This is a genomic window from Okeania sp. SIO3B5 (assembly GCF_010692555.1).
Classification (GTDB): Bacteria; Cyanobacteriota; Cyanobacteriia; order Cyanobacteriales; family Microcoleaceae; genus Okeania.
The window spans coordinates 21,971-47,562 of the sequence record NZ_JAAHHG010000003.1 but is presented as its reverse complement, the minus strand read 5'-3'; the positions used below and the strand labels follow the sequence as shown (position 1 = coordinate 47,562).

Genomic DNA, 25,592 nt, shown 5'->3' with positions numbered 1-25,592 from the left:
ACGCCACATAATAATGTTTAAGGTGTGTCGGTCTAGTAAGGTAAATATTAGCTACTAAAATTTAGACTACGGATAGCATTTAACAATCCGTCATAATGCACCATTGAATAACGATAGTTAAGCAATATTCTTCTCAAGGAATATTAGGCTTGACATTCCTTTAAAAGAATATTAGTATAGAAATGATGGTTAAGCAAATGAAATGGACATGGGAATTGTATTTAGATGAAACAGAAAATGTACCTAAAAATTTACTAACTTTTTTTGTGAGATTAATACCGGAAGAAGAGAAATCTCCAGATTTACCAAAACCAAAGCTAACAGAAGCAGAAACTAGGCGACTTCAGGTTAATCTTAAATATCTTTGTGAGAAAGGTCTAGCATCTTTGACTAGGGATAATTTTGATAAACTGGAGGATGATTTATATGAATTTAAACTCACTAAAAGTATACACAATCCTAGATTTATACTCACAACGTTAACTCCTCAAAGGTTTGTGATTTTACACGCTTTTAAAAAGAAAAATAATGGTGCAATTAAAGAAAAAGATAAACTAATTGCCAGACAAAGATTAGAGAATTTAAGAAATAGGTAAAAACAATGAAATATAACTTTCAAGAATGGTTAAAAACAGACATAAGCGATGAGCCAGAAGTAATATTAGCAGGTAAATTAGAATACCTGCGATTATATTTAACTGATGCTATGCGATCGCTACGAGAAAAAGCTGGATTAACTCAAGCTCAACTAGCAGAAAAATTAGGAGTACAACAAGCTGCAGTTTCTAAACTAGAATCATCATTAAAAGACCATAAATTAGAATCGGTTCTTGATTATTTACATAGATTAAATGCAGATTTATTAATAGCAGTTAAACAAGAAGATGAACTAATTCAGGTGAGCGATAATGATGGAATGATATTAATAGATTTGCCAGAGGAAATAGAAGATTTAGCAGAAGTGGAAAAAATGAGTTTGCGTGAGTATATCTTGGCAGCTATTCAGCATTTTTCACAAAAGAAAGTTTCCGTTAGAGAATTTATTGAAAGTGATGATGAAGTAGCAGTAAAAGTAAGAATGAAATTAGCCAATAAATCCTTATCTGAAATTGCTTCAGAGTTAGAAAAAATGTGTCAAATTTATGACGAGGATGACCGTCTTTTTGCTGTAAAAAAATTATTGGCTGGTGGTGTTAGTGTCGGTAGTAATAACCGAGATATAAGCGATAAGAATGAAGATGATGGAATTGAACTTTTGGAGTTAGCTGAAGAATTGCTAGAAAAATTAGAGAATATTTTTGAGGAACAGGAATAACGAAGTCAGAAGTCAGAAGTGATTTTTGTAATATAGAATCCGGTTATATAGTATATGTTAATAATTCTATAACTACTTCAATATTTAATCTCCCCTACTCCCTCACTCCCTCACTCCCCTACTCAATAAAATGTAGAAAAATTTTTGAGAAATAGTATTATTCAGGAACCGCTAGCAGTGTTAATTACCTGTATTGATTATTATGTTTAAGCTGAAAACTAATGAAGACAAAACTTACGCAAAACTACCCGGATAGAATTTACTGGACAACAGCAGATTTAGAACTCTTGCCAAATAACGGCAACCGCTATGAAATTATTGACGGAGAATTATTGACAACTAGAGCGCCTCATATATATCATCAACGCACCTGTGGTAAAATTTATGGGTATTTGGAGAAATGGTCTGATTCTACTAATCTGGGTGAGCCTTTTTTTGCTCCGGGTATTGTATTTAGCGATGGCGATAATGTGCAACCAGATTTGGTTTGGGTTAGTCGCGATCGGCTCCCGACTATTCTTGACGATAGCGGACATCTGACAGCAGCACCGGAGTTAGCAGTAAAAGTGTTGTCAGCAGGTAAAACTAATGAAAGGCGCGATCGCGAACTGAAATTAAAGCTATATTCAGAACGAGGAGTTCGGGAATATTGGATTGTGGACTGGCGAAACCAACAAGTTGAAGTGTATCGACGGGGCGATCGGGCTATGTTAGAGTTAATTGCTACTTTATTTCCTAATGACACTATTGCTTCTCCCATATTGCCTGGTTTTAGCTGTCCGGTGGCGCGTTTGTTTTAAAATAGAAGTAGGGGAGTCTATCTTTCCTACCAAACTCGACAATAAAGCAATCTAAAATAGAGCAGTTAAATCTAGTTTTCCATAGTCAACAATAAGCTAATTTTTGAAAAAACTCGGAGGTCAATCTTGTGCTAGAAACTAACAATAATAATCTGGCATCGTTACCAGATAAAATTGTAGAAATTAAACTAAAGAGTAAACATCCAGAGGCTGTCAAATCTATTATTAAAAGCGCCTTAATGGCTGCGTTACAATCTACAGATAACGGGATTAAAATCACCGAACGGCGACTAGATGAATTTGAGACTAAATATCAGCTATCGACTGCAGAATTTTTGCATAAATTTAATAATAATGAGCTACCTCATTCTGGAGATTTTGATGAGTGGATTGGGGAATCAAGGATGTTGGCACATTTGCTTGATAAAAAAACAAAGATCCAAGGAGTTGAGCTAGTTGATTGAAGCTTATTTTGAGGAAATACACAATTTGCTCGAATCCCTAATTATTGTAAAGAGTTTTAACATTAACTTCCAGAAACGAGATATCGACGAAGGGTTTATTCGAGGCAATATTTATTTTGTCAACGATTCGATTCTTCATGTTCGCGAGTTTATTAGCGTTCAAACCATAAGAGAGCGCAAAATGTACTCCTATCATTATATGGATGCCAGGAATAACCTGATTTTTCGTTATGACGATGCCGAACATCATCAGGAGTTAAATTTATCCACTTTTCCCCATCACAAGCATGAAGGAAGTGAGGATAATATTATTTCTTCAAACACTCCTACTTTAGCGGAGGTTTTGCAAGAAATTGAGGAAATTTTGGAGTAGCGATCGCTTGTTTAACTCAGGACTTACTTCAATAATAATAGTTGATGGTTTGTTAGATACTGATTTTACTGACTGCTTGGCAGTAAATACTCAAGATGTAGAAAAAAAGGGCAAAATTTGAACCTAACAATAGAGGTTTTAAATCCCATAAATTATATTACAAAAGAGGCAAATTAATGAAAAATGTTCGGGTAATGGATGATACGGAAATTAGAGTTAAAGGTATGGAGGCTTTGTACGAGTCTCTTGGAGTTGCTGGAGCTTTAAGGTTTTTGAGCTTGCTGCATCGAGAACAAACTGATTATGTAGATGTTTCTAAGAGATAGGACTTACGCAGATACGCTATATATAGTACTCATAACTATTGTCCAATAGTTACTGGAATCTATACACAGTGTCTTTGCGTAAGTCCTGAGAGAGTTTATCGGGAACAAACTATTGATGAGATTTTTGCCAGGGCAGGGCAAAACTGGCAAGAGTAATGGGGGCGATCGCTCCTTTGTTTGATAAAAAAACAAAAATCCAAGGAGTTAAGCTAGTTGATTGAAGCTTATTTTCAGGAAATACGCAGTTTGCTCGAATCTATATCATCAGTCTCAGAAAACTCATTTTGGAGAACAGTTTGCTAAAAAACTCTCTAAACAAGGAATCCGAAATACAGCAGTTATATCATGTCCGGTTGAATACTTATAATTAAGATAGTAGGGGAGCGGGGGAGTAGGGGAGTAGGGGAGTAGGGAAAATAGAAATATTTACTATTGAAGCACTCATAATAAGTTTTTTCATCACTAATTATCCGGACATGATATTAAACCTAGTTTTCTATAGTCAACAACGAGGGATTTTTGTGCTATAAACTAACAATAATATCGTGCTATAATTCTAATCATACCTATTAGTTATCAGGTGAAGCTCAATGGTTTTAACTGCCCAACAATTAGAGGCAATAATGCCGGATGCCACTCAATTAGAAAGCGACGAACCCGAAATGGAAAGTTCTCAACATTATATGCAACTGATGTTGCTAGTTTCTTGTCTGGAATGGTTATGGCGCGATCGAAATGATTATTTTATTGGTGCTAATTTGACTATTTTTTATAGTCGCCAGTACCTAAAAACTAAGGATTTTCGTGGTCCTGACTTTTTCTTGGTTAAACAAACTGAAAAGCGACCTCGGAAGTCCTGGGTAGTTTGGGAGGAAAACGGTAAATATCCCAACTTAATTATCGAGTTATTATCTGACTCTACTGCTAGAGTAGATCGCAACTTGAAAAAAAATTTATATCAAGATAACTTCCGCACCCCAGAATATTTTTGGTTTGACCCCGAAACTATGGAATTTATGGGATTTCGTTTAGACAAAAATCGCTATCAAGAAATTCAACCGAATAACCAAGGTTGGCGTTGGAGTGAAGAATTAGAATTATACTTAGGAGTAGATGGAGGTCAATTGCGTTACTTCACTGCTAACGGTCAACGAGTTCCGACTCCCCAGGAAGCAGCGATAGAAGAACAATTGCTAGTTCAAGAGGCTCAATCGCAAGTCCAAGAGGCTCAATCGCAAGTCCAAGAGGCTCAATCACAAGTTCAAGAGGCTCAATCACAAGTCCAAGAGGCTCAATCACAAGTTCAACAAGAACGAGAACGGGCGGAACGCTTGGCTCAACGTTTGCGAGAACTGGGTATTGATCCCGACGAATAATATTAAGTCATACACCATTTGTAGGGGGCGAATGGCTATTCGCCCTTTACCTTATAGGGTTTTGGTTATGACGTGAAGTCATCAAAATGCTTAAAAATTACTATTTTATTCAACTATAAATTCATCAAAAATTATGGCAAAAGGATTTGGGGAACCAAAGGCTGAAAAAGCATCTCAAGGGCAACAAGCTTATTTAATGTTGATTATAGAATTGCTCAATTGTCCGAGGGGTTCTACCAGTGGGGCAGAATTTCAGGAGGTTTTAAACAGCCACCAAGAGCTAGCTACGCCGGAGTTATTGGAGGTAATGGCGCAGGAGGCGGAAAGTTTGAGGGATAAGAAAAATTGGGACAAGGCAAATTCCCTGTTAAGTCTGGCGCTGCAAGTGGGGGAGGTTTTGGGAAGTTCTGAGAGAGAGGCGGTTGTGAGGCAGGAAACTGCGGATGTTTTGAGTCAAATTGGGAGGCACGAATACGAAATTAGTCAGTTTTCTGAGGCGGTACAATTTTCTGAACTGAGTTTAACCATATATCGAGAACTTTCAGACTGTCAAGGAGAGGTTGAGGCTCTAAATAGTTTGGGTAAAGGTTGTCGGTGTTTGGGGGAGAAAGAAAGAGCGATCGCTCTGCATCAAGAGTCTTTGGCTATTGCTAGGAAAATTGGATATAGTCAAGGAGAGGTTGATGCGCTTAATGGCTTGGGGGCGGTGGATAATTCTTTGGGGAAATATGAGGAGGCAAAGGGTTATTATCAAGAGGCTTTGAGTATTGCTGAGGCGATCGGGTATGCTAAAGGGAAGGCTGATGCTTTTAATGGTTTGGGTAATGTTTGTAATAGTTTGAAAGAATACGAAGGGGCGATCGCTTGCCATAAAAAATCCTTGGTTATTAGACAGGAAATTAAAGATCGGTGGGGAGAATGTGTTTCTTTCTATAATTTAGGTCTTAATTATCGGTCTTTGGAGCAATATGAGCAGTCTTTGGAGTGGGAACAAAAATTATTGGTTGGTGCTAGAGAAATTAAAAACCTTCAGTGGGAGTCGTACTCGTTGGAGACACTGGGCAGCATTTATCGTTCTTTGAGTCAACATGAAAAAGCGATAGAATTTTATCAACAGCGTTTAACTATCAGTAAAGAGCTTAAAGACCTTAAAGGGGAGGATGATTCCGTAACCGATCTGGGTTTGGCGTACAATTCCCTAGAGCAATACGAGCGGGCAATAGAGTTCTTGGAACGGCGTCTAGAAATCAAGCGGGAACTCAAAGATCGTCCAGGGGAGGCAAGCTCTCTAGGTCTTTTGGGTGAGATATACCACTCTTTGGGGCAATATGGGCAGGCGGTTGAATTTCATCAACAGTCTTTAACTATCTGTAGGGAGTTGAAAGACTTGGAGGGAGAACTTTTCTGCCTGAATAATTTAGGTAATGCTTACTTTTCTCTAGTCAAACAAATGAAAGCAGAGGGAGACGACAAAGCCGCAGCAGAAAATATAGAGTTAGAGATTGCAGTCTACCAAAATGCTCTGGAAGTTTGCACAAAAGAAGCTTTTCCCAACAAATGGGCAGATACCCAGAATAATTTGGGTTTAACCTACGGATATAGAATCAAAGGAAACAGGGCAGAAAATCTGGAATTGGCTATTGCTACCTGCAAAAATGCCCTAGAGGTTCGTACTAAAGAAGCCTTTCCCAACAAATGGGCAGCGATTCAGAATAATTTGGCTATTTTCTACCAAGACAGAATCAATGGAGACAAGGCAGAAAATCTGGAATTGGCTATTGCTGCCTGCAAAAATGCTCTGGAAGTACGCACTAAAGAAGCTTTTCCTAAGGACTGGGCAGCGACTCAGACTAATTTGGGTTTAGCCTACTCTGAGAGAATCAAAGGAGACAGGGCAGGAAATTTGGAATTAACCATTGCTGCCTACCAAAACGCCCTAGAAGTTTACACGAAAGGTGGCTTCTCCAACAAATGGGCAGCGATTCAGAATAATTTGGCTATTTTCTACCAAAACAGAATCAAAGGAGACAAGGCAGAAAATCTGGAATTGGCTATTGCTGCCTGCAAAAATGCTCTAGAGGTTCGCACTAAAGAAGCCTTCCCCAAAGACTGGGCAGATACTCAGGCTAATTTGGGTTCGGCCTACTCTGACAGAATCAAAGGAGACAGGGCTGAAAATTTGGAATTAACCATTGTTGCCCACCAAAATGCCCTAGAAGTTCGCACTAAAGAAGCCTTCCCTAAGGACTGGGCAATGACTCAGAATAATTTGGGCAATGCCTACTCTGACAGAATTAAAGGAGACATCGCAGAAAATCTAGAAAAGGCGATCGCTGCCTACCAAAATGCTTTGGAAGTACGCACCCAAGATGCTTTCCCTAGTGACTGGGCAATGACTCAGATGAATTTGGGTTTAACCTACTCTAACAGAATCAAAGGAGACAGAGCCGACAATTTGGAATTAGCCATTGTTGCCTACCAAAATGCTCTTTCAGTTCATACTAAAGAAGCCTTCCCTATCGACTGGGCCAATACTCAGAATAATTTGAGTTCAGCCTACTCTAACAGAATCAAAGGAGACAGGGCAGAAAATCTGGAGTTGGCGATCGCTGCTTGCAAAAATGCTCTGGAAGTACGCACCCAAGAAGCTTTTCCTAACGACTGGGCAGGGACTCAGATAAATTTGGGTTTAGCCTACTCTGAGAGAATTAAAGGAGACAGAGCCGAAAATCTGGAGTTGGCGATCGCTGCCTGGCAAAATGCTCTGGAAGTTTACACCAAAGATGCTTCCCCTTGGGACTGGGCAACGACTCAGATGAATTTGAGCAATGCTTACTGGCAGAGAATACAAGGAGACAGAGCTGAAAATCTGGAATTGGCGATTACTGCCTGCAAAAATGCTCTGGAAGTTTACACCAAAGATGGTTTCCCTTGGGACTGGGCAATGACTCAGATTAATCTGGGTTTAGCCTACTCTGAGAGAATCCAAGGAGACAGAGCCGAAAATTTGGAAAAGGCGATCGCTGCCTCCCAAAATTCCCTACAAGTTTACACTAAAGTAACTTCCCCTTGGCACTGGGCAATGACTCAGATTAATTTGGGCAATGCCTATTTCCAGAGAATACAAGGAGACAGGGCAGAAAATATGGAATTGGCGATTACTGCCTGCAAAAATGCTCTGGAAGTTTACACTAAAGTAACTTCCCCTTGGCACTGGGCAATGACTCAAATTAATTTGGGGAATGCCTACAGAGAGAGAATCAAAGGAGACAGGGCAGAAAATATGGAGTTAGGCATCGCTGCCCTCCAAAATGCTCTGGAAGTTTCCACTAAAGATGCTTTCCCTTGGAACTGGGCAATGACTCAGATTAATTTGGGCAATGCCTACATAGAGAGAATCAAAGGAGACAAGGCAGAAAATCTGGAGTTGGCGATCGTTGCCCTCCAAAATGCTCTGGAAGTTTACACTAAAGTAACTTCTCCTTGGAACTGGGCAATGACTAAGATTAATTTAGGGAATGCTTACAGAGAGAGAATCAAGGCAGACAAGGCAGAAAATCTGGAGTTGGCGATCGCTGCCCTCCAAAATGCTCTGGAAGTTTGCACCAAAGATGGTTTCCCTTGGAACTGGGCAATGACTCAGAATAATTTGGGCACTGCCTACTATGAGAGAATCAAAGGAGACAGGGCCGAAAATCTGGAATTGGCGATCGCTGCCTTCCAAAATGCCCTAGAAGTTTCCACCAAAGATGGTTTCCCTTGGAACTGGGCAATGACTCAGAATAATTTTGGTTTAGTCTACCAAGACAGAATCAAAGGAGATAGGGCAGAAAATCAAGAAATGGCGATTACTGCCTGCAAAAATGCTCTGGAAGTTTACACCCCAGAAGCGAATCCTGTTCAATGTCTCAACACTTCCCGTGTTTTAGGCGAACTCCACTTCAAGGAAGGCAACTGGCAATCTGCTATTGATACCTACAAACAAGCCATCACCGCAGTGGAACTCAGTCGCAGTTGGTCAAAAAACGACGATCGCCGTCAAGAAATCCTCAAAGATGCGATTGAAGTTTACGATAACATCGTTCAATGCTTCGTCAACCTCCAGCAATACTCCCAAGCTTTTGCATACGCCGAACGTTCTCGCAGTCGGCAGTTAGTTGACCTCATGGCAAGTAAAGACCTTTACCACAAAGGAGAAATCCCCCTAGAAGCAGAGGAACTGTTGCAGCAATTTGAATCTTTGGAACGGCAAATAGATCGCTTGAGGTTCCCCAAGCAATCCCCAAACAACCGAGAAACTATAGATGCTGCTACCGCCACCCACCAACGTGCTGCCTGGGGAGCAACAAATGAAGCCATAGCTAAATTAGAAGTTGAAAAGCAGGAAGTTTACCGTGACATTCGCAAATTCGACCAAGTCTTGGCGGAAGGGATTCAAGTTACCCCTTTGGAATTTTCCAAATTGCAGCAACTCATAGAAGACGACACCACCGCCATCCTCAGCTTTTACAGTACCAACGAACACACCCACGCTTTCATAGTACGACGGAGTGGAGTCGATGTGCATACCTGTCAAGGGCAAGGTTACAGAGAGCTACAAAGATGGTTGCGCAACAACTGGTTACAATCTTATGCCGAGATATCCTACTTACCCGGTTTCATTGCCGCCGCTCAGTTGTTAGGGTGCGAGGTGGAGGCAATTGAATTCTGGAAGCTCGAAGAGACAGAAGTGACCGTCATTCTTAAAGATGGAACCTCTCACACCGTGGACAAAACCAAATTTAGGGAATTACGGCAACAGGAAAAAGAACGGTTAGATAACGAATGGAATCAACAGATGCCAGGCAAATTCGCAGAAATCAGTCGGTGGTTGCAATTAGATAAATTAGTAGAGAAATTAGAAGGCATCCAAGAACTAATCCTCATCCCCCATTTATACCTGCATCAAATTCCCTTTGCTGTCTTACCCCTGGCAAACAACCAATATTTCGGCGACAAATTCCTCATCCGCACCCAGGCAAGCTGTCAAGTTCTCGACTTCTGCCACCAGCGTCCACCCCTGGCAACCAACTCTCCCACCTACGGCATCGTCGAAAACACCACCCAAGACCTATACTATTCCAGCTACGAAGGACGACAAGTTGCCGAAATGTACCAAGTTGCCGACAGCCAATATCTTAAAGGCAGCGAAGGTACTGTCAACGAGTACAAAAAACTCTTGCCCCAAGTGCAACGGTTACTATCAACCCATCACGCCCAATCTCGCCTCGACAACAGCCTCGAATCTGCCCTCATCTTAGCCGATGGCAGAATAACCTTGGGGCAGCTATTATCTCCTGCGTTCCGTTTTCCAGACTTAGATGAAGTATTCCTGTCTTGTTGCGAAACCAACCTTGGAAGCACAGACATCAGCGATAACATGATGACCTTGAACACAGGGTTTTTATGTGCGGGAGCCAGGGGGGCAGTTAGTAGCCTTTGGTCAGTGGACGATCTAGCCACTTCTTTATTTTCAGTATTTTACCATCAACTACGCCTAGCAGGTAAAAATCGTCCCCAAGCCTTGCAACTTGCTCAACAGAAATTGCGACAGTTAACTGGGAAAGAGCTTGAGGAGAAGTATGGAAAGGAATTGGAGAAAGCTCTAAGAGAGAAATTAAAGGAAGCCTACGAAAGGTTTCGAGAAACAAAAAAGCAGCGCGACAGTTACCCCAAAGATTCCCCAGAATATAAACAGTGGCAGAAAGAACGGGAGAAGCGAGGTAAAATTTACGATCGCATTGGCAGAACAATTGAAAACTTAAAGCAAAAGAGCGCAGAGGAACATCCTTTCGCCCATCCGATATATTGGAGTGGTTTTATTTGTGCGGGTTTGAGAGGTTAATCTAGAAATTCTAGAACGGCCTAGAAAGACGCTACTGAATATGAATGCTACAGGCTAGAAGCCTGTGCTACATAAAGCCAAAGTAACACAGGCTTCTAGCCTGTCTGATTTTTTATGATATAATATAAAGTCTTTGTATACTATCATTTTATTCCAATATATTATGACTACAATTCCCCGTCGCTATCACATTACCACTTTCGGCTGTCAAATGAACAAAGCTGACTCCGAACGCATGGCAGGTATCCTAGATAATATGGGCCTCATATCTTCAGAAGACCCGAACGAAGCCAATATCATTCTATACAACACCTGCACCATTCGCGACAATGCCGAACAAAAAGTTTACTCCTATCTAGGTAGACAAGCAAAACGCAAACACCAACAACCAGACCTCACTCTTATTGTTGCCGGATGTGTTGCTCAACAGGAAGGAGAAGCACTTCTGCGACGAGTACCTGAACTAGACTTAGTTATGGGACCTCAACACGCTAACCGTTTGCAAGACTTATTAGAACAAGTATTCAATGGCAACCAAGTAGTCGCAACTGAACCCATTCACATTGTGGAAGATATTACCAAACCCAGACGGGATAGCAAAGTCACTGCTTGGGTAAATATAATTTATGGTTGCAATGAACACTGCACCTATTGTGTTGTTCCTGGTGTCAGAGGTAGAGAACAGTCTCGCTATCCTGAAGCTATTCGTGCTGAAATGGAAGAGTTGGGGCGGCAAGGTTATCCAGAAATAACATTGTTAGGGCAAAATATTGATGCTTATGGACGGGACTTACCGGGGGTAACAGCAGAAGGACGCAATAAACACACATTCACAGATTTACTTTACTATGTGCATGATGTACCAGGTGTTGAACGCATTCGCTTTGCCACAAGTCACCCCCGCTATTTCACAGAACGTTTAATTAGAGCTTGTGCTGAATTGCCCAAGGTTTGCGAACATTTTCACATTCCCTTTCAGTCTGGAGATAATCAATTATTGAAGGCGATGGCAAGAGGTTACACCCATGAGAAATATCGCCGAATTATTGATAAAATTCGAGAACTAATGCCTGATGCTTCTATTAGTGCTGACGCAATAGTAGGTTTTCCTGGAGAAACTGAGGCACAATTTGAGAATACCCTGAAGTTAGTAGAGGATATTGGGTTCGATCAGTTGAATACTGCTGCTTATTCTCCCAGGCCAGGAACTCCAGCAGCTTTATGGGAAAATCAACTGAGTGAGGAGGTGAAAGCGGATAGACTGCAACGGTTGAATCATTTGGTGGGGGTAAAAGCAGCAGAGCGATCGCTACGTTATATGGGTCGTACTGAAGAAATTTTGGTTGAAGGTACTAACCACAAAAATGCTGCTCAAGTTATGGGTCGTACCCGTGGCAACCGTCTGACATTTTTTGAGGGGGATATTAATGAGTTGAAAGGTAAGTTAGTCAAGGTGAAAATTACTGAAGTACGTCCTTTTAGTTTGACAGGAGAAGTCAAGCAGTTGGTCATTAATTGATAATTGATAATGGATAATTGATAATTACCTCTGGTTAAAACCGAGAGGATTGAATATAATGAAATATTATTTCTTTCCTTAAAAGGGGAGGCTTTAAACCAGAATTATTTAATTATTAATTATTAATTATTCGGTAAAAGTTTAGTTTAACGGAACAGTTTAACAGTTGGGGAGTGGAGGAGTGGGGGAGATGGGAAGATTTTTCGGTGGTAGTTTATTGTCATTACTTTTGTTACGAGAACAGTGGGAGCATCTTGCTCCCGTGCCAAGTATCCTTGTTATTGTATATCATTACGCAAGCAGGACTACCCATTTTTCTACCTTTTTCCCTTATTCTCTAACTTAATATCCTGACTTCTGATATACAGCGTATTTCATATTAGTAAGGTACACCAGTCGCGGGCAAGATGCCCGCACTGGAAATACTTTACTATTCTTATATTTACCTCATTTACCTAAAATCTGCTTTTATAGTAGTTAATTTCAACTGAAAACATATGAAAAACTTAAACATTTTCAACTCTGCCTACTTCTGGTATTTCTGCTTTACCGTAATTTTCCTCCTCTCCCTAGATTTTTGGTCATGGAAACAAACAATTTCCTTTTCAATTCTCCATCTACCAACCTGGGTTTTCTATTTTATTGCTTTACAAATTCTTCTTGCTTGTGCTATTTTTGTTTTCTCTCAAACATTCTGGAAAACTGAGTCTAAAAAGGAGAATAAATCGTGATAGAAAAGCTAATTCCCTACTTAATCATCAGTATATATTTACTCTCAACTCTCGCCATTGGAATTATCAGTTATCGCAGCCAAGAAAATACCCCAGAAGATTACTTTCTCGCAGATAGAAAAATCAACTCCGTAGTTCTATTTTTCACTCTCATTGCCACAAATTTTAGTGCTTTTACCTTCTTAGGATTTTCTGGTGCTGGTTATCGTATTGGTATGAGCTATTATCCCATGATGGGATTTGGTACAGCCCTCGTAGGAATTACATTTTATTTTATCGGTTATAAAGTTTGGCTTTTAGGAAAAGAAAAAGGCTTTATTACCCCATCAGAATTAATTGAAAATCGTATCCCTAGCCAACCACTAAAATTATTATTTTTAGCCGTAATGATAATTTTTACCATACCTTACTTAACTCTACAACCAATCGGTGGAGGTTATATTATTGAAAATTTAACTAACGGGCAAATTCCTTATTTTTGGGGAGCAACTTTTTTAACCTTTATTATTGTACTATATGTATTTTTAGGAGGCATGAGAAGCGTAGCTTTAACTGATGTTTTGCAAGGAATTTTAATGTTAGTTTTGATGATAGTTGCAGTAGTAGCGATCGCTCAAAGTCTCGGAGGTTTTTCTGAAGCTAACCGCACAGTCTATCAACTCAAACCAGAAATTTTTTCTCGCTCTGGTATGAATAATTTTTTCACTCCCCATAAATGGTTTAGTTATATGTTGCTTTGGGGTTTAAGTGTGCCGATGTTTCCCCAAATGTTTATGCGATTTTATACTCCTAAAACTGCTAATTCTCTAAAAATTTCTGCTAGTTTATATCCCTTAATTACTGCCTTAATATTTATTTGCCCTGTTTTAATTGGAATGTGGGGTCATATTAACTTTCCTGATCTAGTAGGAAAAGAAGCAGATCGAATTTTTCCCATAATGTTAGGAGAATATACATCTACTGGCATTGCTTCGTTAGTAATGGTAGGTGCTTTAGCAGCATTTATGTCAACCCTTGATTCCCAACTTTTAGCATTAAGCTCCATGATTACTAGAGATATTTATATTGTTTATATTCGTCCCCAAGCTACTGTTGCAGAACAAACTTTTGTCGGCAAAATATTAATTGTTATTTTAGCAATAATAGGTTTAACTCTTGCAGCAAATCCCCCGGCGACAATTGCAGCGATCGCCACTCAATCTTTTACAGGTTTAGCAGTATTATTTCCCACAGTTATTGCTGCTTTATATGGAAAAAATATTTCATCTATTAGCTGTATAGTTTCGATTATTTTTGGGGAAATAGCGGTTATTGGTTTTCAGATAGGTTTGATTCCTCAAAGTTTTACTTTAGGATTTTTGCCCGTGGTGCCGATAGTATTAGTTTGTGCATTAATAATTGTACTAGGAAGAATAATAGATAAGGGAATAGGGAATAGGGAATAGGGAATAGGGGGAAAGAATTTTAGATTACTCTCTGAACTCATATATTGATAACTCTTGTGCTTTTTGATGTAGCTGGTCTCCTGGATTAAGTAAAGCTACCCAATAACCAGTATCAGCAAAAACTCGTTTCATTTTTCCCTACCTAAACCTTGATAAAAATCAAAGTTTTTTGACAGGTCTGTTGGTACTTTTTTCCATTCACGAGTGGGAATTTTTGCTCCTATTTTTACAGCTATTTCCCATATTGGTCGCCCCTGATTATCGTATTCAATATCTACTGATTTTTGTTCCTGTTGGAAATTAGTATAAAGTTTTTACTGACTAATTCCTTCATTGCCAAGAGTTAATCAGTATTACTACCTGAATAAAAATATCTTTCAGTTCCACAGAAGGAATTGATGCTAACAAAAATAATTTTCTCTCGACTATCTTCTAAGCTATCAAAATCAAAGTAAGGGCGTTTTTTTTATCTTTTCTAAAATAATGCGCCCGCTTGATAATTCCACTAAACTCATCAATATCAGGAATCTGAAAAACTAAACCCAAAGGATTTTGGCTTTTATCAGTTGCCGAGAAAGCTCTTTATTGACTCTGGCAAGCCTGATAGTTTTCAAAATATTCCCCTACTTCTTAAAAGTCTAATAACAGCTTCTATTCTGCATTGATATCAAATCCGTTTAATTGGACATAAAAAAATTCTTCAATCGTCATAACTATGCTCATCTTTGTAATTCTTTCTCCTCCTGACTCCTGACTCCTGACTCCTGACTCCTCCTAACTTAACCATTCTATGGCTGTTTAACCGGATTTGATATGATTATTTTTTTTACATTTTAGGCTTTTGATTCCACTCTTTCCCATCAAGCAATCTTCCATTAATCTTAGACCTAACCCCTCCCCACTGTTTAAAGAAAAATGGAACCAATTTTGGATTTATTTATGCAGTTAAAAAGATAGGGAGATAGGGAGATGGGGTGATGGGGTGATATAGAATCCGGTTATATAATATATGTTGATAGCTATACTTTAGTATTCAATCTTCCCACACTCCCCACACTTCCCACACCCCTAACTATATAGTAAGTATTCAACCGGATTTGATATAATGGGGCGATAGGGCTTGTAACTGTTGGCTAAAATCTGGTATTATCTATAAAAATCTGGGATTATCTGTTTATGCTACTTGGACATCATACTGAACTACATCCGAATAACCAACAAAAAACATTACTGGCTAAACACGCGCTTTGTAGCTCGTCACGCTTGGAATTGGGGATTATGGTTAACTAGAAACATCCGTATAGCACAATTCCAATAATCCAGACAGCAAACTTAAGTTTCCTACTGCAATTGACTTACATAAACTTTTAGTAGCAATGGTTAAACCTAATAACTGTTGGTATTATGAAGTGTCTAAAACAGCGCCTCAATATGCTTTGAGGTATTTATCCGTTGCTTGGAAGCGTTGTTTTAGCAAAGTCGCCTCCAAGGGAGGAGCTTCGCTATCAGGACAACCTCAATTCAAGAAAAAAGGTAGAGATGATAGTTTTCCTACGGAATGCTACGCAAACACTTTAGATGGTTCCATATCAGTAGGTTTTAATCGTATAAAGTTACCTCGAATTGGTTGGGTAAAAACTTTTGAAATATTGCCAGACAATGTTAATCCAAAGTCTGTAACTATTAGTAAAAAAGCTGATAGATGGTTTGTCAGTTTCGCTCTGAGAAACAGAATCTCAAATTACTGAGAAATCAGTAGATGTAGTTGGTGTAGATTTAGGTGTAAAGTCTCTAGCCACGTTATCCACTGGTGAGGTTTTTATTGGTGCTAAGTCTTATAGAAAGTTAGAAGCTAAATTGTCTAGGCTGCAATACCTGAACCGACATAAAACTAAGTTTTCTCACAACTGGAGGGCAGCACAACTGAAGATAGCTAAACTACATAGCATGCATAGCCAACATGAGAAAAGATACATTGCACAAGCTAACTACTTATTTGGCTAAAAACCACAGTCAAATAGTAATAGAAGTATGACAATGTATCAGGCATGATGGCTAATCATAAGTTAGCTAAGGCTGTTGGCGATATGGGTTTTTATGAATTTCGTAGACAGCTAGAGTACAAATGTCAACTGTACGGCTCGGAACTAATCGTTGTTGATAGATGGTTTCCTAGTTCTAAAACTTGCAGTAGGTGTGGAACTGAATCGCGAATCTCTGTTTTTATCAGAGCGCGCAATCAAATTGCGAACACTGCAATTTTAGCTGCGATTGCTCCGCAACGCTAGCGCGAACGAGATTTGAATGCAGCATTAAATTTAGCTATGGCGGGCAGTTTGCTCCGCAACGCTAGCGCGTTTCGCGCCAGCGTTGCGAAGCAAACGTCCGTGTCAGCTTGTGGACTGGACAGGCGCCGACGTTGCCAGGTAGAAGCAAGAATAGAACAGATAATCATAGATTTATATAGATTATCCTAGGTTTCTAAGAACGGTGTATTGGAATATTTTTCCATTTCTATATCCACAAGACTTCTCCGTGGCTCAAAAATTTAGTATCAGGTAAACAGGACTTACGAAAAATATCCAATGATACACCATCTGTAGGGGCGGTTCGCGTTTGCGGAGCATTCCGTTAGGAAACCGCCTCTACTAGATAGCGGTGCGACCCCGCGTCGGCGTGAGACGCAAGCGGTCAGACCCCGCGCCGCCGTCAGGCATATTTCTCCTTCATTTCTCGAACTTTTGAAAATACCATTTCTGATCGCAACTTTACCCCGCGGTTCCTGGCTCAACAATCCTGGTAACTGCCGTTCTGCGTATTGCCAGCTCAATAGACGCGACCACCTCTACAGCCTTATTGGTTTTCGTGTAGTGTCTGATGGTGGGAGAACTCTTTCTAATCAGGATAACTCTACTCTAAATACTCAATACAAACAAAAACTAATTGCGGATGAAAAGACAAATTATTCTACAATAGTAGATACTAAAAATAACATTTGAGACAAAATAATGAAAATTGCAATTATCGGTTGTGGTTATGTAGGCACTAAAGTTGCCAAACTGTGGAGTCAAAACGGTCATCAAGTAACAGTGACTACTACTACTCCAGAAAAAGTTTCAGAACTGGAAAATGTAGCGCAACAAGTAGTAGTAATGAAAGGCAATGACCCCCAAGCGATGCAGGATGTATTGCAAAACCAAGAGATGGTATTGTTGAGTGTTGGTTTTCGCTCTCATATTGGCATGGAGTACAAACAAACCTACTTAGAAACTGCCCAAACTCTAGTTGCCACCTTGAAAAAAACTCCAAATATTCAGCAAATAATTTACACAGGTAGTTACTCAGTTTATGGTGACAAAAATGGTGAATGGATAGATGAAAATTCCCCTGTTACCCCCGCTAGTGAAAATGGTAATATTCTCCATGAAACTGAACAGGTATTATTATCTGCATCCACTCCTCAACAACGAGTGTGTCTCCTGCGTCTAGGGGGTATTTACGGTCCCGGTAGAGAGCTAATAAAAATTTTTAGTAGGTGGGCAGGAAAAACTCGCCCTGGTACTGGTGATGATGTCACTAATTGGATTCATTTAGATGATATCGTCGGTGCTGTAGAATTTGCTAGAGACAGACAGTTGCAGGGTATTTACAATTTAGTTAATGATGTACCAATGAAAGGTAAAGAATTACTTGATAGTTTACACAAATATCAAGGTTTAGAAAAAGTTTCTTGGGATGGTTCCCCCTCATCAATGCGCCCTTTTAATGCCAGAGTGTCAAATAAAAAATTGAAAGATGAAGGTTTTGAGTTAGTTCATCCTGAAATTGTGTTTTAGGCGTTGGTAAATTAGTGTATGATATTAATCTTAATTCTTTAGGAGTCAGGAGTCAGGAGTCAGGAGTCAGGAGTAAACCCACCCCTCGCCCCTCCCAGGAGGGGAAGAAAGAAGAAGAAACCCCGAGTAGAAGGAGAAAATTTTTTTCCCACGTAGACGGAACGGAGTTCTATCGCGTTCTTATCCTGACATAATATCATACCTCTTTTCACCAACGCAGTGTTTTAATAAGGGAGGACTCAGGAGTCAGGAGTCCAGTAGTGGCGTGACACAGCTAAAATGCTGGATTATATCAAATCCGTTTAATTCGGTATAAAAAAATGTTCCATCTTCAACCATTACCAAATATTTCTCCATCTCCCCTACTCCCCTACTCCCCTACTCCCCTACTCCCCTACTCCCCTACTCCCCTACTCCCCTACTCCCCTACTCCCCTACTCCCAAACCCTTAGCTATTACCTAACTCTTGAGACCTTTCTTTTGACGCCATGACTGCTTCAATTAAAGCAGAACGAAAACCCAAACTTTCTAATTCCGCAACTGCGGCAATAGTTGTTCCTCCAGGACTTGTTACCTGGTCTTTCAACTGTGCGGGGTGCATTCCCGACTCCTGTAACATAACTGCCGTACCCAAAACTGTTTGCAATGCTAACTGATAAGCGATCGCTCTAGGTAAACCAGCACGAACTCCCCCATCTGTCAAGGACTCAATTAAAATTGCCACATAAGCAGGTCCGGAACCAGATAAACCTGTAACTGCATCCATTAAAGTTTCTGGAACTTCCACTACCTTTCCTACCGACTCTAAAATGCGAGTAGCTAACTCTTGATGTTCCGGTTTAATATGCTTACCAGGAGCGATCGCGCTCATTCCTGCACCTACTGTTGCTGGAACATTAGGCATGACTCTTACCATAGGTCGCGATGGGAAAGCTGCCTCCAACCTTTGTAGAGGTACACCTGCCATAATTGAAATTACCAATATACTCTCACCACCAACTTGCCAGTCTGCCAATTCCGACGCTATGGTATCAAATATTTGAGGTTTAACCGCCAGTAACAAAGCTTCCGTTGTAGCAGTAACAACCAAATGATTATCAGTAGTTACCTCTACACCATATTCCCGTGCTAAAAAATCCCGCCTCTGTTGCTGCGGGTCACTAACTAAAATTTCTGAGGGTTGATAAATTTTCTGTTCGAGCAGTCGGGATAATAAAGCTTCACCCATTACCCCACCACCAATTAAACCAAACTTTGCATTTGCCATTTCAGTTATCAGTTATCAGTTATCAGTTAGCCTCCTAGCGGAGGAGCTACGCTATCAGTACCTCCTGTAATAAGGAGACTTGAGATCAAGAATATCTTCGGGCTAAAACCTGTCGCGTCGTTTCCATCCACCGCTTAAAAGAGGGTGGTTTCCCAATTACCAAATTTCCAAGATAAATAGGGAATTAGGGATGGGTTCTTATACCGTTTCACAGATGTCAGAAGTCAAAAGTCAGAAGTAAAAGTTGATAGACTTAAAGTGTTAACTACACAATAATTTCACCCTATTATTCCACATCATCAGTTGCAGACTATTTGTGACATCCTTAGAGTGAATTGGTATTAGATATATATAATTATTAGCGCTAATTATATTTGTTTGCGATCCCATACCCAAAATTCCCTAGTGCAGGACAGCGGAAATAACTGGTTACAAAATCCTAAAAGCCTTATCAATCAATACTTTTGACTTTTGACTTTTGAGTTTTGACTTCCGCGTAGCGGCACTAGCTATTATTGCATCATTTGAATTTGCTCCGGTTGCCAAACTTGAGACCCAGAAGTTCCCACACGAGGGCGTGGTTGAGTCTGAGGTGTCTCGTTCACTACACCTGCTTGAGTTCTGACTTGTACGCAGCTTGGTGTAAACAGAAAAATACTTTCTCCGATGCGTTCTTGATGACCATCCAGAGCATAAGTACCCCCTGCTACAAAGTCCACTGCCCTTTGAGCTTGGTCTGGGTCCATAATGGTCAAATTTAAAACCACGGACTTGCGCTCCCGTAGAGCACGAATTGCTTGAGGCATTTCTTCAAAAGTTCGTGGTTCCATAACCACAACTTCAGACATTCCATTTAAAGCGCCAGGCATTCCAATTACATTATTCATAACCGATCCCATTCCAGATTCTGATTTAACAGCTCCAGTAACACCTGTGCTGCTTGTTGTTGTTGTTGTTGTTGTCGCAGCAGTGGCCCTATTTCTTAATCGGCGACTATTGCGACTTTCCTCTTCTACTACTGGTACAGCAGCAGGAGCTTGTTCTTGTGGAGGATAAACACTTTGATATTGTTCTCCTTCCACTTCATCGTAATCATATTCGTACTCAACTTGTTCGTTGAGTCCCACAAAATCTTTTAGTTTGGAAAAAAGACTATTCACCATTAAATTACTCCTTAGCTACGTCAAATTCGGACTATTTTCCCAAGGTAGCTTAATCGCTGGTAGTTTACTACTACTTTTACTTTGTGACATACTCTCGATGCTGATGGCCAGATTTATCAAAATAACATGGGTCGTGCAACCCCGCCTTTTAAGGCGCAATATTTTTGGAGCCTTACTCAAATCCCCTACTTCCCCTCCTGGGAGGGGGAGGGGCGAGGGGTGGGTTAACTTCTGACTTCTGACTTCGTTAACCCGCACCGTCATTTTTATTTCCTGCCTAAAGGCGAGGAGCTTTCAACATTCTTGTGTGTTATCCTGCTCCTCTCACCAAATAGAATTCTACCTAGTCTGACCATAGTCGTACCAGCAGTTATGGCTAGATTATAATCTTCTGACATTCCCATTGAAAGTTCTTGGATATTTAGATTAGACAAATTTTTTTTGCTAATTTCCTGGGCTAACTCTTGAGTTTTCTCAAATACTGATAAGGTTTGCCCATGGTCTAATCCTTGGGGTGGAATAGTCATTAGACCCTTAATTTTCAGATGTTGACATTGATTTAACTCTGGTAAGTCAGTAATTAATTCTGGTATGCTCCACCCATACTTATTAGGGTCTGGTAAAATTTTGACTTGCAGGCAAATATTAGGACTACAAGATAACTCTTCTGCTAAACGGTCCAGGCGTTGGGCCAGTTTTAAATTATCTACAGAATGAATCCATTGAAACTGCTTTAAAGCTTTTGCTGCTTTATTAGTTTGCAAGTGGCCAATCAGATGCCAGGTAATCTCTGGTAAATCTTGTAGTTGGGCTTGCTTTTCTTCTGCTTCTTGAACTTTATTTTCTCCAAAATCTCTTATTCCTGCTGCATAAGCAGTACGAATAGCATCAACTGATACCTGTTTAGTTACAGCAATTAAGCGTATTGATGCAGGTAAGTTAGAGCGGATTTTAGTAATACGTTCGGTAATGGACTCAACCATTTTATCTTGAGATTTGAGAATTTCTTATTATCTTTATCTGTGGCGGGCTTAATATCCCACCGTCATTTCAGTTATCAGTTATCAGTTATCAGTTATCAGTTCGGTTAAGCAAGGGGGATGCTTAAAATTGTTTGGGGCATCAGACACACGCGTGGGCGATCGTTGACTATATCCATGCAATTTTCCCTTCTGCCTCCTGCCTTCTGCCTCCTGCCTTCTGCCTTCTGCCTTCTTCAAGATTAGGCCGAACTATATAGTTAACTTTACTTTACTTGAGTAGAAGCAGAGAACAGCTTAATTATTGAAAAGTATTTTTGTGAACTGTCTGAAGTTTTTGGTATTCAACTGCTTGACCATTTCGACGCAGTTGACGGAGGCGAATTTCCACCATTAAACGTGCGTCTGAACGGCCTAAAGGTTCAAATTTAATACCTCCTATTCCATTTGTCACTAAAAAAAATAAGCGTTGGGCATAGAGGGTAGTAAACAATTCTTTGTTCTCCTCAACTAAGCACACCCTGTATAAGAGGCCAAAGTTAGGATGGTTCATGTAAGTTTCGTTGGTCATTTAGGCTTAAAAATCAGCAGATAATGACAGGATGTTTAATTAGCTGTCAGCTATCAGCTATTAGCAGTCAGCGTGAATAGTCCACATCATAAAGATATCTAAAAGCTGGGGTTTAAATCCCCTACTTCTAGCTTGTCGTTTAATTTTAGGAGGGGTCACGTATCCCCTTCTTAAAAGCTGAATGCTAAACACTGATAAGCTGTTTGCCAAGCATTCCGGACTGAAACGCTTTTTAAATAACTTAGTGGCCTTTGTCAATTGAAAGCCCCTAATTGTTTTAGATTTTAGATTTTACAGCTTAAGAGATAAATTTAGGTTTTTGTATTTTCTCTAAATTATTGAATTTTCTTAAAAGTAAATAGACCCAGAAAATATATTTTCTGAAATTATAATTATTTGATATTCGAGTTGAATATCAACCTATAATTTTTATCTTAAAATTATCAACAATATAAATTAGTGATTAAGTATCCTAAAACACTATTATTGAAATTATTGAAAGTTTTGCACTTTACTTAAGATAACGATACCAGATAAATAATTATTTATAAGGAATATATAATTTTGTTTTAACTTTGTCCTCCCCAAACTAATCTAACCCACCAGAATAACACTAAGCAAACCAATACTAACCAGTCCCATACCTTTAGCTTTAGATCGTGCCATTCTACTTTATGTTGTTGGGGAGTTGTAAAACCTCGCACTTTCATGGCACTAGCAATTTGATCTGCTCGTAATAGCAAATTTTCTAATAGTCTTTCTGCTACTATTAACCACACCTGAGAAGCTTGTCGCAGTCCTAGTTTTTTCCAGTTAATTGCCCTAGTTCTAATTGAACGAACTAAATTCTGTATCTCTTCTAAAACGAGGGGAATAAATCTTAAAGATAAGGTTAAAGTTAAACTTATTTCTGTTACAGGTAAATTCAATTTATTCAGAGGTTGCATTAGGTCTTCTATTCCTGCTGTAATTTCTTCGGCTCCTGTGGTTAAAAGATATAAGTTTGTGCTATAAATCACGGTAAATAATAAGGTGGCAATCCTAATACCTAAATCTACTGAACGACGAGTTATAGTCAGTGGTCTTTTTTGAAAAAGGACGTACCTATAAGAGGTAGGTTGAGATAATTCAGTTGGTTCTTGTTGTTGTGTTTTAGAAGTTGATTCAGTTGAAGTTTCTGTTTTTAGCAATCCAAAAAAATTGGAAAAATTTTTTACTTCTGGTTCTGGTGGTAAATTATTAGTTTGTTCAGCAAAGGTTAGTTCATCTTTTGGTAAACGGGGTTGATAGTTAATTGAAAGTCCATCAGGGGCAATAGCTGCACTCATGACAAAAACTAAACAACAAAATGTGAGTAACCAACCCATTTGTCGTTTCCAAACTCGTAAAGGAATTGAGGCACTAAATGTTAATACAATTAATATAGCTACTAATATTAAACGCCAGATAGAACTACTCAAAACTGGGCTGATCAGAAAGCTCATTAGCCAGATTAATTTAACTCTAGGGTCGAGTTTATGTAGCCATGTTATGGGTTTTTCTAAGTATAGTCCTAGAGGAAGCGATCGTAGTAAATCCATTTTTATTTAGGTTTTATAGCAGGGAATAGGGAATAGGGAATAGGGAATAGGGAATAAGGAATAGGGAACAGGGAATATATAGGAAAAAAGTATTTTTGCAAATATGAGATGCACCTAAAAAAACTGGCAAATATATTAATCGTTAACTTTAACAATTACCTGTTAATTATCAAAATAATTGGGTCGCGCCACCCCAGGCGAAATGTTTTTGGAGACTTGCTCAAATCCCCGTTACAAAAACAACTTTTGAATGCATGACTTTTGACTTTTGAATTCTGACTTCGTTTACCTGTTAATTATCAAAATAATTGTGTCGCGCCACCCTGTCTCTTAAGGCGAGATGTTTTTGGAGGGTTGCTCAAATCCCCGTTACAAAAAAACTTCTAACTTCTAACTTTTGAATGCATGACTTTTGACTTTTGACTTCGTTAACCCTAAACACGAGTTGCTCTATTAACAGTATTATGCTCTACTTCCCTAGCTTTTTTGCCACGCCAAAGTAATCTTATAGGTGTTCCTGTAAATCCTAAATGTTGACGAAACTGACTTTGTATATAACGACGATAATTATCAGGAAAACGCTTTGGATCATTTACAAATAAAGCAATTGTTGGTGGTTTACTTGTTACTTGAGTTCCATAATAAATTTTTCCTTGACGGCCCTGACGAGTTGTTGGAGGAGAATTCCAACTAACAGCTTCCTCTAAAACTTCATTAATAACTGAAGTGGTTACCCGACGTTGATATTCATTGGCAGCATTATCTATTAAATCTAGAATTTTCTCTACTCGTTTTCCTGTAGATGCACTAATAAAAATCATCTCTGCCCATTCCATAAAATATAGTCGCGACCTTACTTCTTGTTCATAAGTATAAATAGTATAGGCATCCTTTTCCACAGCATCCCATTTATTCACCACAATAACGCAAGCTCTACCCTCCTCAATAATCCGGTCTGCCAATTTTTGGTCTTGCTCTGTTACCCCATCTAAAGCATCAATTACAAACAGAACAACTTCAGTACGACGAATAGCTTTAAAAGCTCTATTAATACCAAAAAATTCTGCACCATATTCCACATTTTTCTTTTTTCTAATACCAGCAGTATCAATCAAACGGTAAGTTTTTTCATTACGTTCTACCACAGTATCAATAGCATCTCTTGTCGTACCAGAAATAGGACTAACAATTGCACGATTTTCTCCAAGAAATGCGTTTAATAAACTAGATTTACCCACATTAGGACGACCAACAATTGCTACTCTAACCTCATTTGTTTCTGGAATTTCTGTAATAGCTGGTAAGTGGGTAATTAACTCATCCAATAATTCTCCAGTGCCATTGCCATGAATACCAGAAACGGCATAAGGTTCTCCTAAACCCAATTCCCAAAACATTGCAGCTTGAGTTAATCCTTCTGTCAGAGATTCGCACTTATTAACCGCTAGGAGGGTAGGGACAGGTTGTTGACGAAGCCATCTAGCTATTTCTTCATCTCCTCCAGTTGGGCCTGCTTGTCCATCTACTACAAGAATAGCAACACTTGCTTCCGCGAGAGCGGCCATAGCTTGTTCGCGAATTAACGGTAAAAATTCTGTATTATCATCAAATATCAAGCCTCCTGTATCTACAACTTGAAATTCTCGGTCTTGCCAATATGCGTTACGGTAAGTGCGATCGCGAGTTATTCCTGGTTCGTCATGGACAATTGCATCTTGATTTTCGGCCAAGCGATTCACAATTGTGGACTTTCCCACATTTGGTCTGCCAATAATAGCTACTATAGGTAGGGACATAGTTAATTTTAATTAGTTTAGGGAATAGGGAATAGGGAATAGGGAATAGGGAATAGGGAATAGGGAATAGGTAGGGACGTTGCATGCAACGTCCCTAAAGGTCTTGATTACGGTTCGCCCAAATATCTTAATTCATAGTTTGATTCACCAACGCCAATTATTTAAA

General features: G+C 39.4%; 23 protein-coding genes. 16 read left to right on the top strand and 7 right to left on the bottom strand.

Features of this window, described 5'->3' with window-relative positions; all coding sequences use genetic code 11:
- Nucleotides 1-182: 182 nt before the first annotated feature.
- From F6K54_RS00715 to F6K54_RS00640, 16 genes are all read left to right on the top strand, one after another.
- Nucleotides 183-596 carry a type II toxin-antitoxin system RelE/ParE family toxin gene (locus F6K54_RS00715; protein ID WP_293073095.1) on the top strand — a complete coding sequence of 138 codons (414 nt, stop codon included), beginning with the start codon at nt 183-185 and terminating at the stop codon, nt 594-596.
- A gap of 5 nt (nt 597-601) precedes the next feature.
- Nucleotides 602-1,315, top strand: coding sequence for a helix-turn-helix transcriptional regulator (locus F6K54_RS00710; RefSeq protein ID WP_293073092.1), 714 nt, complete (start codon nt 602-604; stop codon nt 1,313-1,315).
- 221 nt (nt 1,316-1,536) lie between these two features.
- Nucleotides 1,537-2,115 (top strand): Uma2 family endonuclease, encoded by a 579-nt coding sequence (locus tag F6K54_RS00705; protein ID WP_293073089.1) that lies wholly within the window; start codon nt 1,537-1,539, stop codon nt 2,113-2,115.
- A gap of 128 nt (nt 2,116-2,243) precedes the next feature.
- Nucleotides 2,244-2,579, top strand: coding sequence for a hypothetical protein (locus F6K54_RS00700; RefSeq protein WP_293073086.1), 336 nt, complete (start codon nt 2,244-2,246; stop codon nt 2,577-2,579).
- Nucleotides 2,572-2,952, top strand: coding sequence for a DUF6516 family protein (locus F6K54_RS00695; RefSeq protein ID WP_293073083.1), 381 nt, complete (start codon nt 2,572-2,574; stop codon nt 2,950-2,952). The genes F6K54_RS00700 and F6K54_RS00695 overlap by 8 nt, the downstream gene beginning before the upstream one ends.
- Nucleotides 2,933-3,073 (top strand): hypothetical protein, encoded by a 141-nt coding sequence (locus F6K54_RS00690; RefSeq protein WP_293073080.1) that lies wholly within the window; start codon nt 2,933-2,935, stop codon nt 3,071-3,073. The genes F6K54_RS00695 and F6K54_RS00690 overlap by 20 nt, the downstream gene beginning before the upstream one ends.
- 55 nt (nt 3,074-3,128) lie before the next feature.
- Complete coding sequence (locus F6K54_RS00685; RefSeq protein WP_293073078.1) at nt 3,129-3,278, top strand: hypothetical protein; 150 nt, start codon at nt 3,129-3,131, stop codon at nt 3,276-3,278.
- Nucleotides 3,279-3,868: 590 nt separating this feature from the next.
- The gene (locus F6K54_RS00680; protein ID WP_293073075.1) at nt 3,869-4,654 is read left to right on the top strand and encodes a Uma2 family endonuclease; all 786 of its coding nucleotides are present in this window, start codon (nt 3,869-3,871) and stop codon (nt 4,652-4,654) included.
- A gap of 133 nt (nt 4,655-4,787) precedes the next feature.
- Nucleotides 4,788-10,538: a tetratricopeptide repeat protein gene (locus tag F6K54_RS00675; protein WP_293073072.1), complete on the top strand. Its 5,751-nt coding sequence runs from the start codon at nt 4,788-4,790 to the stop codon at nt 10,536-10,538.
- Nucleotides 10,539-10,701: 163 nt separating this feature from the next.
- A complete protein-coding gene (miaB, locus tag F6K54_RS00670) occupies nt 10,702-12,057 on the top strand; it encodes a tRNA (N6-isopentenyl adenosine(37)-C2)-methylthiotransferase MiaB (protein WP_293073069.1) in 1,356 nt (451 codons plus the stop codon).
- A gap of 727 nt (nt 12,058-12,784) precedes the next feature.
- Nucleotides 12,785-14,233: a sodium:solute symporter family protein gene (locus F6K54_RS00665; RefSeq protein WP_293073067.1), complete on the top strand. Its 1,449-nt coding sequence runs from the start codon at nt 12,785-12,787 to the stop codon at nt 14,231-14,233.
- 1,376 nt (nt 14,234-15,609) lie between these two features.
- The gene (locus F6K54_RS00660) at nt 15,610-15,981 is read left to right on the top strand and encodes a hypothetical protein (protein ID WP_293073064.1); all 372 of its coding nucleotides are present in this window, start codon (nt 15,610-15,612) and stop codon (nt 15,979-15,981) included.
- On the top strand, nt 15,974-16,237 hold the full coding sequence (locus F6K54_RS00655) for a transposase (RefSeq protein WP_293073206.1): 264 nt from the start codon (nt 15,974-15,976) through the stop codon (nt 16,235-16,237). The genes F6K54_RS00660 and F6K54_RS00655 overlap by 8 nt, the downstream gene beginning before the upstream one ends.
- Before the next feature lie 44 nt (nt 16,238-16,281).
- A complete protein-coding gene (locus F6K54_RS00650) occupies nt 16,282-16,521 on the top strand; it encodes a zinc ribbon domain-containing protein (protein ID WP_293073062.1) in 240 nt (79 codons plus the stop codon).
- A 453-nt stretch (nt 16,522-16,974) separates the two neighbouring features.
- Nucleotides 16,975-17,232 carry a hypothetical protein gene (locus tag F6K54_RS00645; RefSeq protein ID WP_293073059.1) on the top strand — a complete coding sequence of 86 codons (258 nt, stop codon included), beginning with the start codon at nt 16,975-16,977 and terminating at the stop codon, nt 17,230-17,232.
- 9 nt (nt 17,233-17,241) lie between these two features.
- Nucleotides 17,242-18,069: an SDR family oxidoreductase gene (locus tag F6K54_RS00640; RefSeq protein WP_293073056.1), complete on the top strand. Its 828-nt coding sequence runs from the start codon at nt 17,242-17,244 to the stop codon at nt 18,067-18,069.
- 448 nt (nt 18,070-18,517) lie between these two features.
- On the opposite strand, the gene proC is transcribed toward F6K54_RS00640, so the two are convergent.
- The 7 genes from proC to der all read right to left on the bottom strand — a co-directional run bounded on the left by proC (nt 18,518) and on the right by der (nt 25,426).
- Entirely contained in the window at nt 18,518-19,336 is an 819-nt protein-coding gene (gene proC, locus F6K54_RS00635) for a pyrroline-5-carboxylate reductase (RefSeq protein WP_293073053.1), read from the bottom strand.
- 512 nt (nt 19,337-19,848) lie between these two features.
- The gene (locus F6K54_RS00630) at nt 19,849-20,496 is read right to left on the bottom strand and encodes a cell division protein SepF (protein WP_293073203.1); all 648 of its coding nucleotides are present in this window, start codon (nt 20,494-20,496) and stop codon (nt 19,849-19,851) included.
- 269 nt (nt 20,497-20,765) lie between these two features.
- Nucleotides 20,766-21,482 (bottom strand): YggS family pyridoxal phosphate-dependent enzyme, encoded by a 717-nt coding sequence (locus F6K54_RS00625; protein ID WP_293073050.1) that lies wholly within the window; start codon nt 21,480-21,482, stop codon nt 20,766-20,768.
- Between the two features lie 81 nt (nt 21,483-21,563).
- A complete protein-coding gene (locus F6K54_RS00620) occupies nt 21,564-21,719 on the bottom strand; it encodes a hypothetical protein (RefSeq protein ID WP_293073047.1) in 156 nt (51 codons plus the stop codon).
- A 61-nt stretch (nt 21,720-21,780) separates the two neighbouring features.
- The gene (gene pipX / locus F6K54_RS00615; RefSeq protein WP_293073044.1) at nt 21,781-22,050 is read right to left on the bottom strand and encodes a transcriptional coactivator PipX; all 270 of its coding nucleotides are present in this window, start codon (nt 22,048-22,050) and stop codon (nt 21,781-21,783) included.
- A gap of 569 nt (nt 22,051-22,619) precedes the next feature.
- Nucleotides 22,620-23,630: an energy-coupling factor transporter transmembrane protein EcfT gene (locus tag F6K54_RS00610; protein WP_293073041.1), complete on the bottom strand. Its 1,011-nt coding sequence runs from the start codon at nt 23,628-23,630 to the stop codon at nt 22,620-22,622.
- 434 nt (nt 23,631-24,064) lie between these two features.
- Nucleotides 24,065-25,426, bottom strand: a complete 1,362-nt coding sequence (gene der, locus F6K54_RS00605; protein ID WP_293073038.1) for a ribosome biogenesis GTPase Der — start codon at nt 25,424-25,426, stop codon at nt 24,065-24,067.
- Nucleotides 25,427-25,592 lie beyond the last annotated feature (166 nt).

Coding starts and splice junctions, on each gene's coding strand:
- F6K54_RS00715 (WP_293073095.1), top strand. CDS start 183: ATGATGGTTAAGCAAATGAAATGGACATGGGAATTGTATTTAGATGAA.
- F6K54_RS00710 (WP_293073092.1), top strand. CDS start 602: ATGAAATATAACTTTCAAGAATGGTTAAAAACAGACATAAGCGATGAG.
- F6K54_RS00705 (WP_293073089.1), top strand. CDS start 1,537: ATGAAGACAAAACTTACGCAAAACTACCCGGATAGAATTTACTGGACA.
- F6K54_RS00685 (WP_293073078.1), top strand. CDS start 3,129: ATGAAAAATGTTCGGGTAATGGATGATACGGAAATTAGAGTTAAAGGT.
- F6K54_RS00680 (WP_293073075.1), top strand. CDS start 3,869: ATGGTTTTAACTGCCCAACAATTAGAGGCAATAATGCCGGATGCCACT.
- F6K54_RS00675 (WP_293073072.1), top strand. CDS start 4,788: ATGGCAAAAGGATTTGGGGAACCAAAGGCTGAAAAAGCATCTCAAGGG.
- miaB (WP_293073069.1), top strand. CDS start 10,702: ATGACTACAATTCCCCGTCGCTATCACATTACCACTTTCGGCTGTCAA.
- F6K54_RS00660 (WP_293073064.1), top strand. CDS start 15,610: ATGGTTAAACCTAATAACTGTTGGTATTATGAAGTGTCTAAAACAGCG.
- F6K54_RS00650 (WP_293073062.1), top strand. CDS start 16,282: ATGATGGCTAATCATAAGTTAGCTAAGGCTGTTGGCGATATGGGTTTT.
- F6K54_RS00640 (WP_293073056.1), top strand. CDS start 17,242: ATGAAAATTGCAATTATCGGTTGTGGTTATGTAGGCACTAAAGTTGCC.
- proC (WP_293073053.1), bottom strand. CDS start 19,336: ATGGCAAATGCAAAGTTTGGTTTAATTGGTGGTGGGGTAATGGGTGAA.
- F6K54_RS00625 (WP_293073050.1), bottom strand. CDS start 21,482: ATGGTTGAGTCCATTACCGAACGTATTACTAAAATCCGCTCTAACTTA.
- pipX (WP_293073044.1), bottom strand. CDS start 22,050: ATGACCAACGAAACTTACATGAACCATCCTAACTTTGGCCTCTTATAC.
- F6K54_RS00610 (WP_293073041.1), bottom strand. CDS start 23,630: ATGGATTTACTACGATCGCTTCCTCTAGGACTATACTTAGAAAAACCC.
- der (WP_293073038.1), bottom strand. CDS start 25,426: ATGTCCCTACCTATAGTAGCTATTATTGGCAGACCAAATGTGGGAAAG.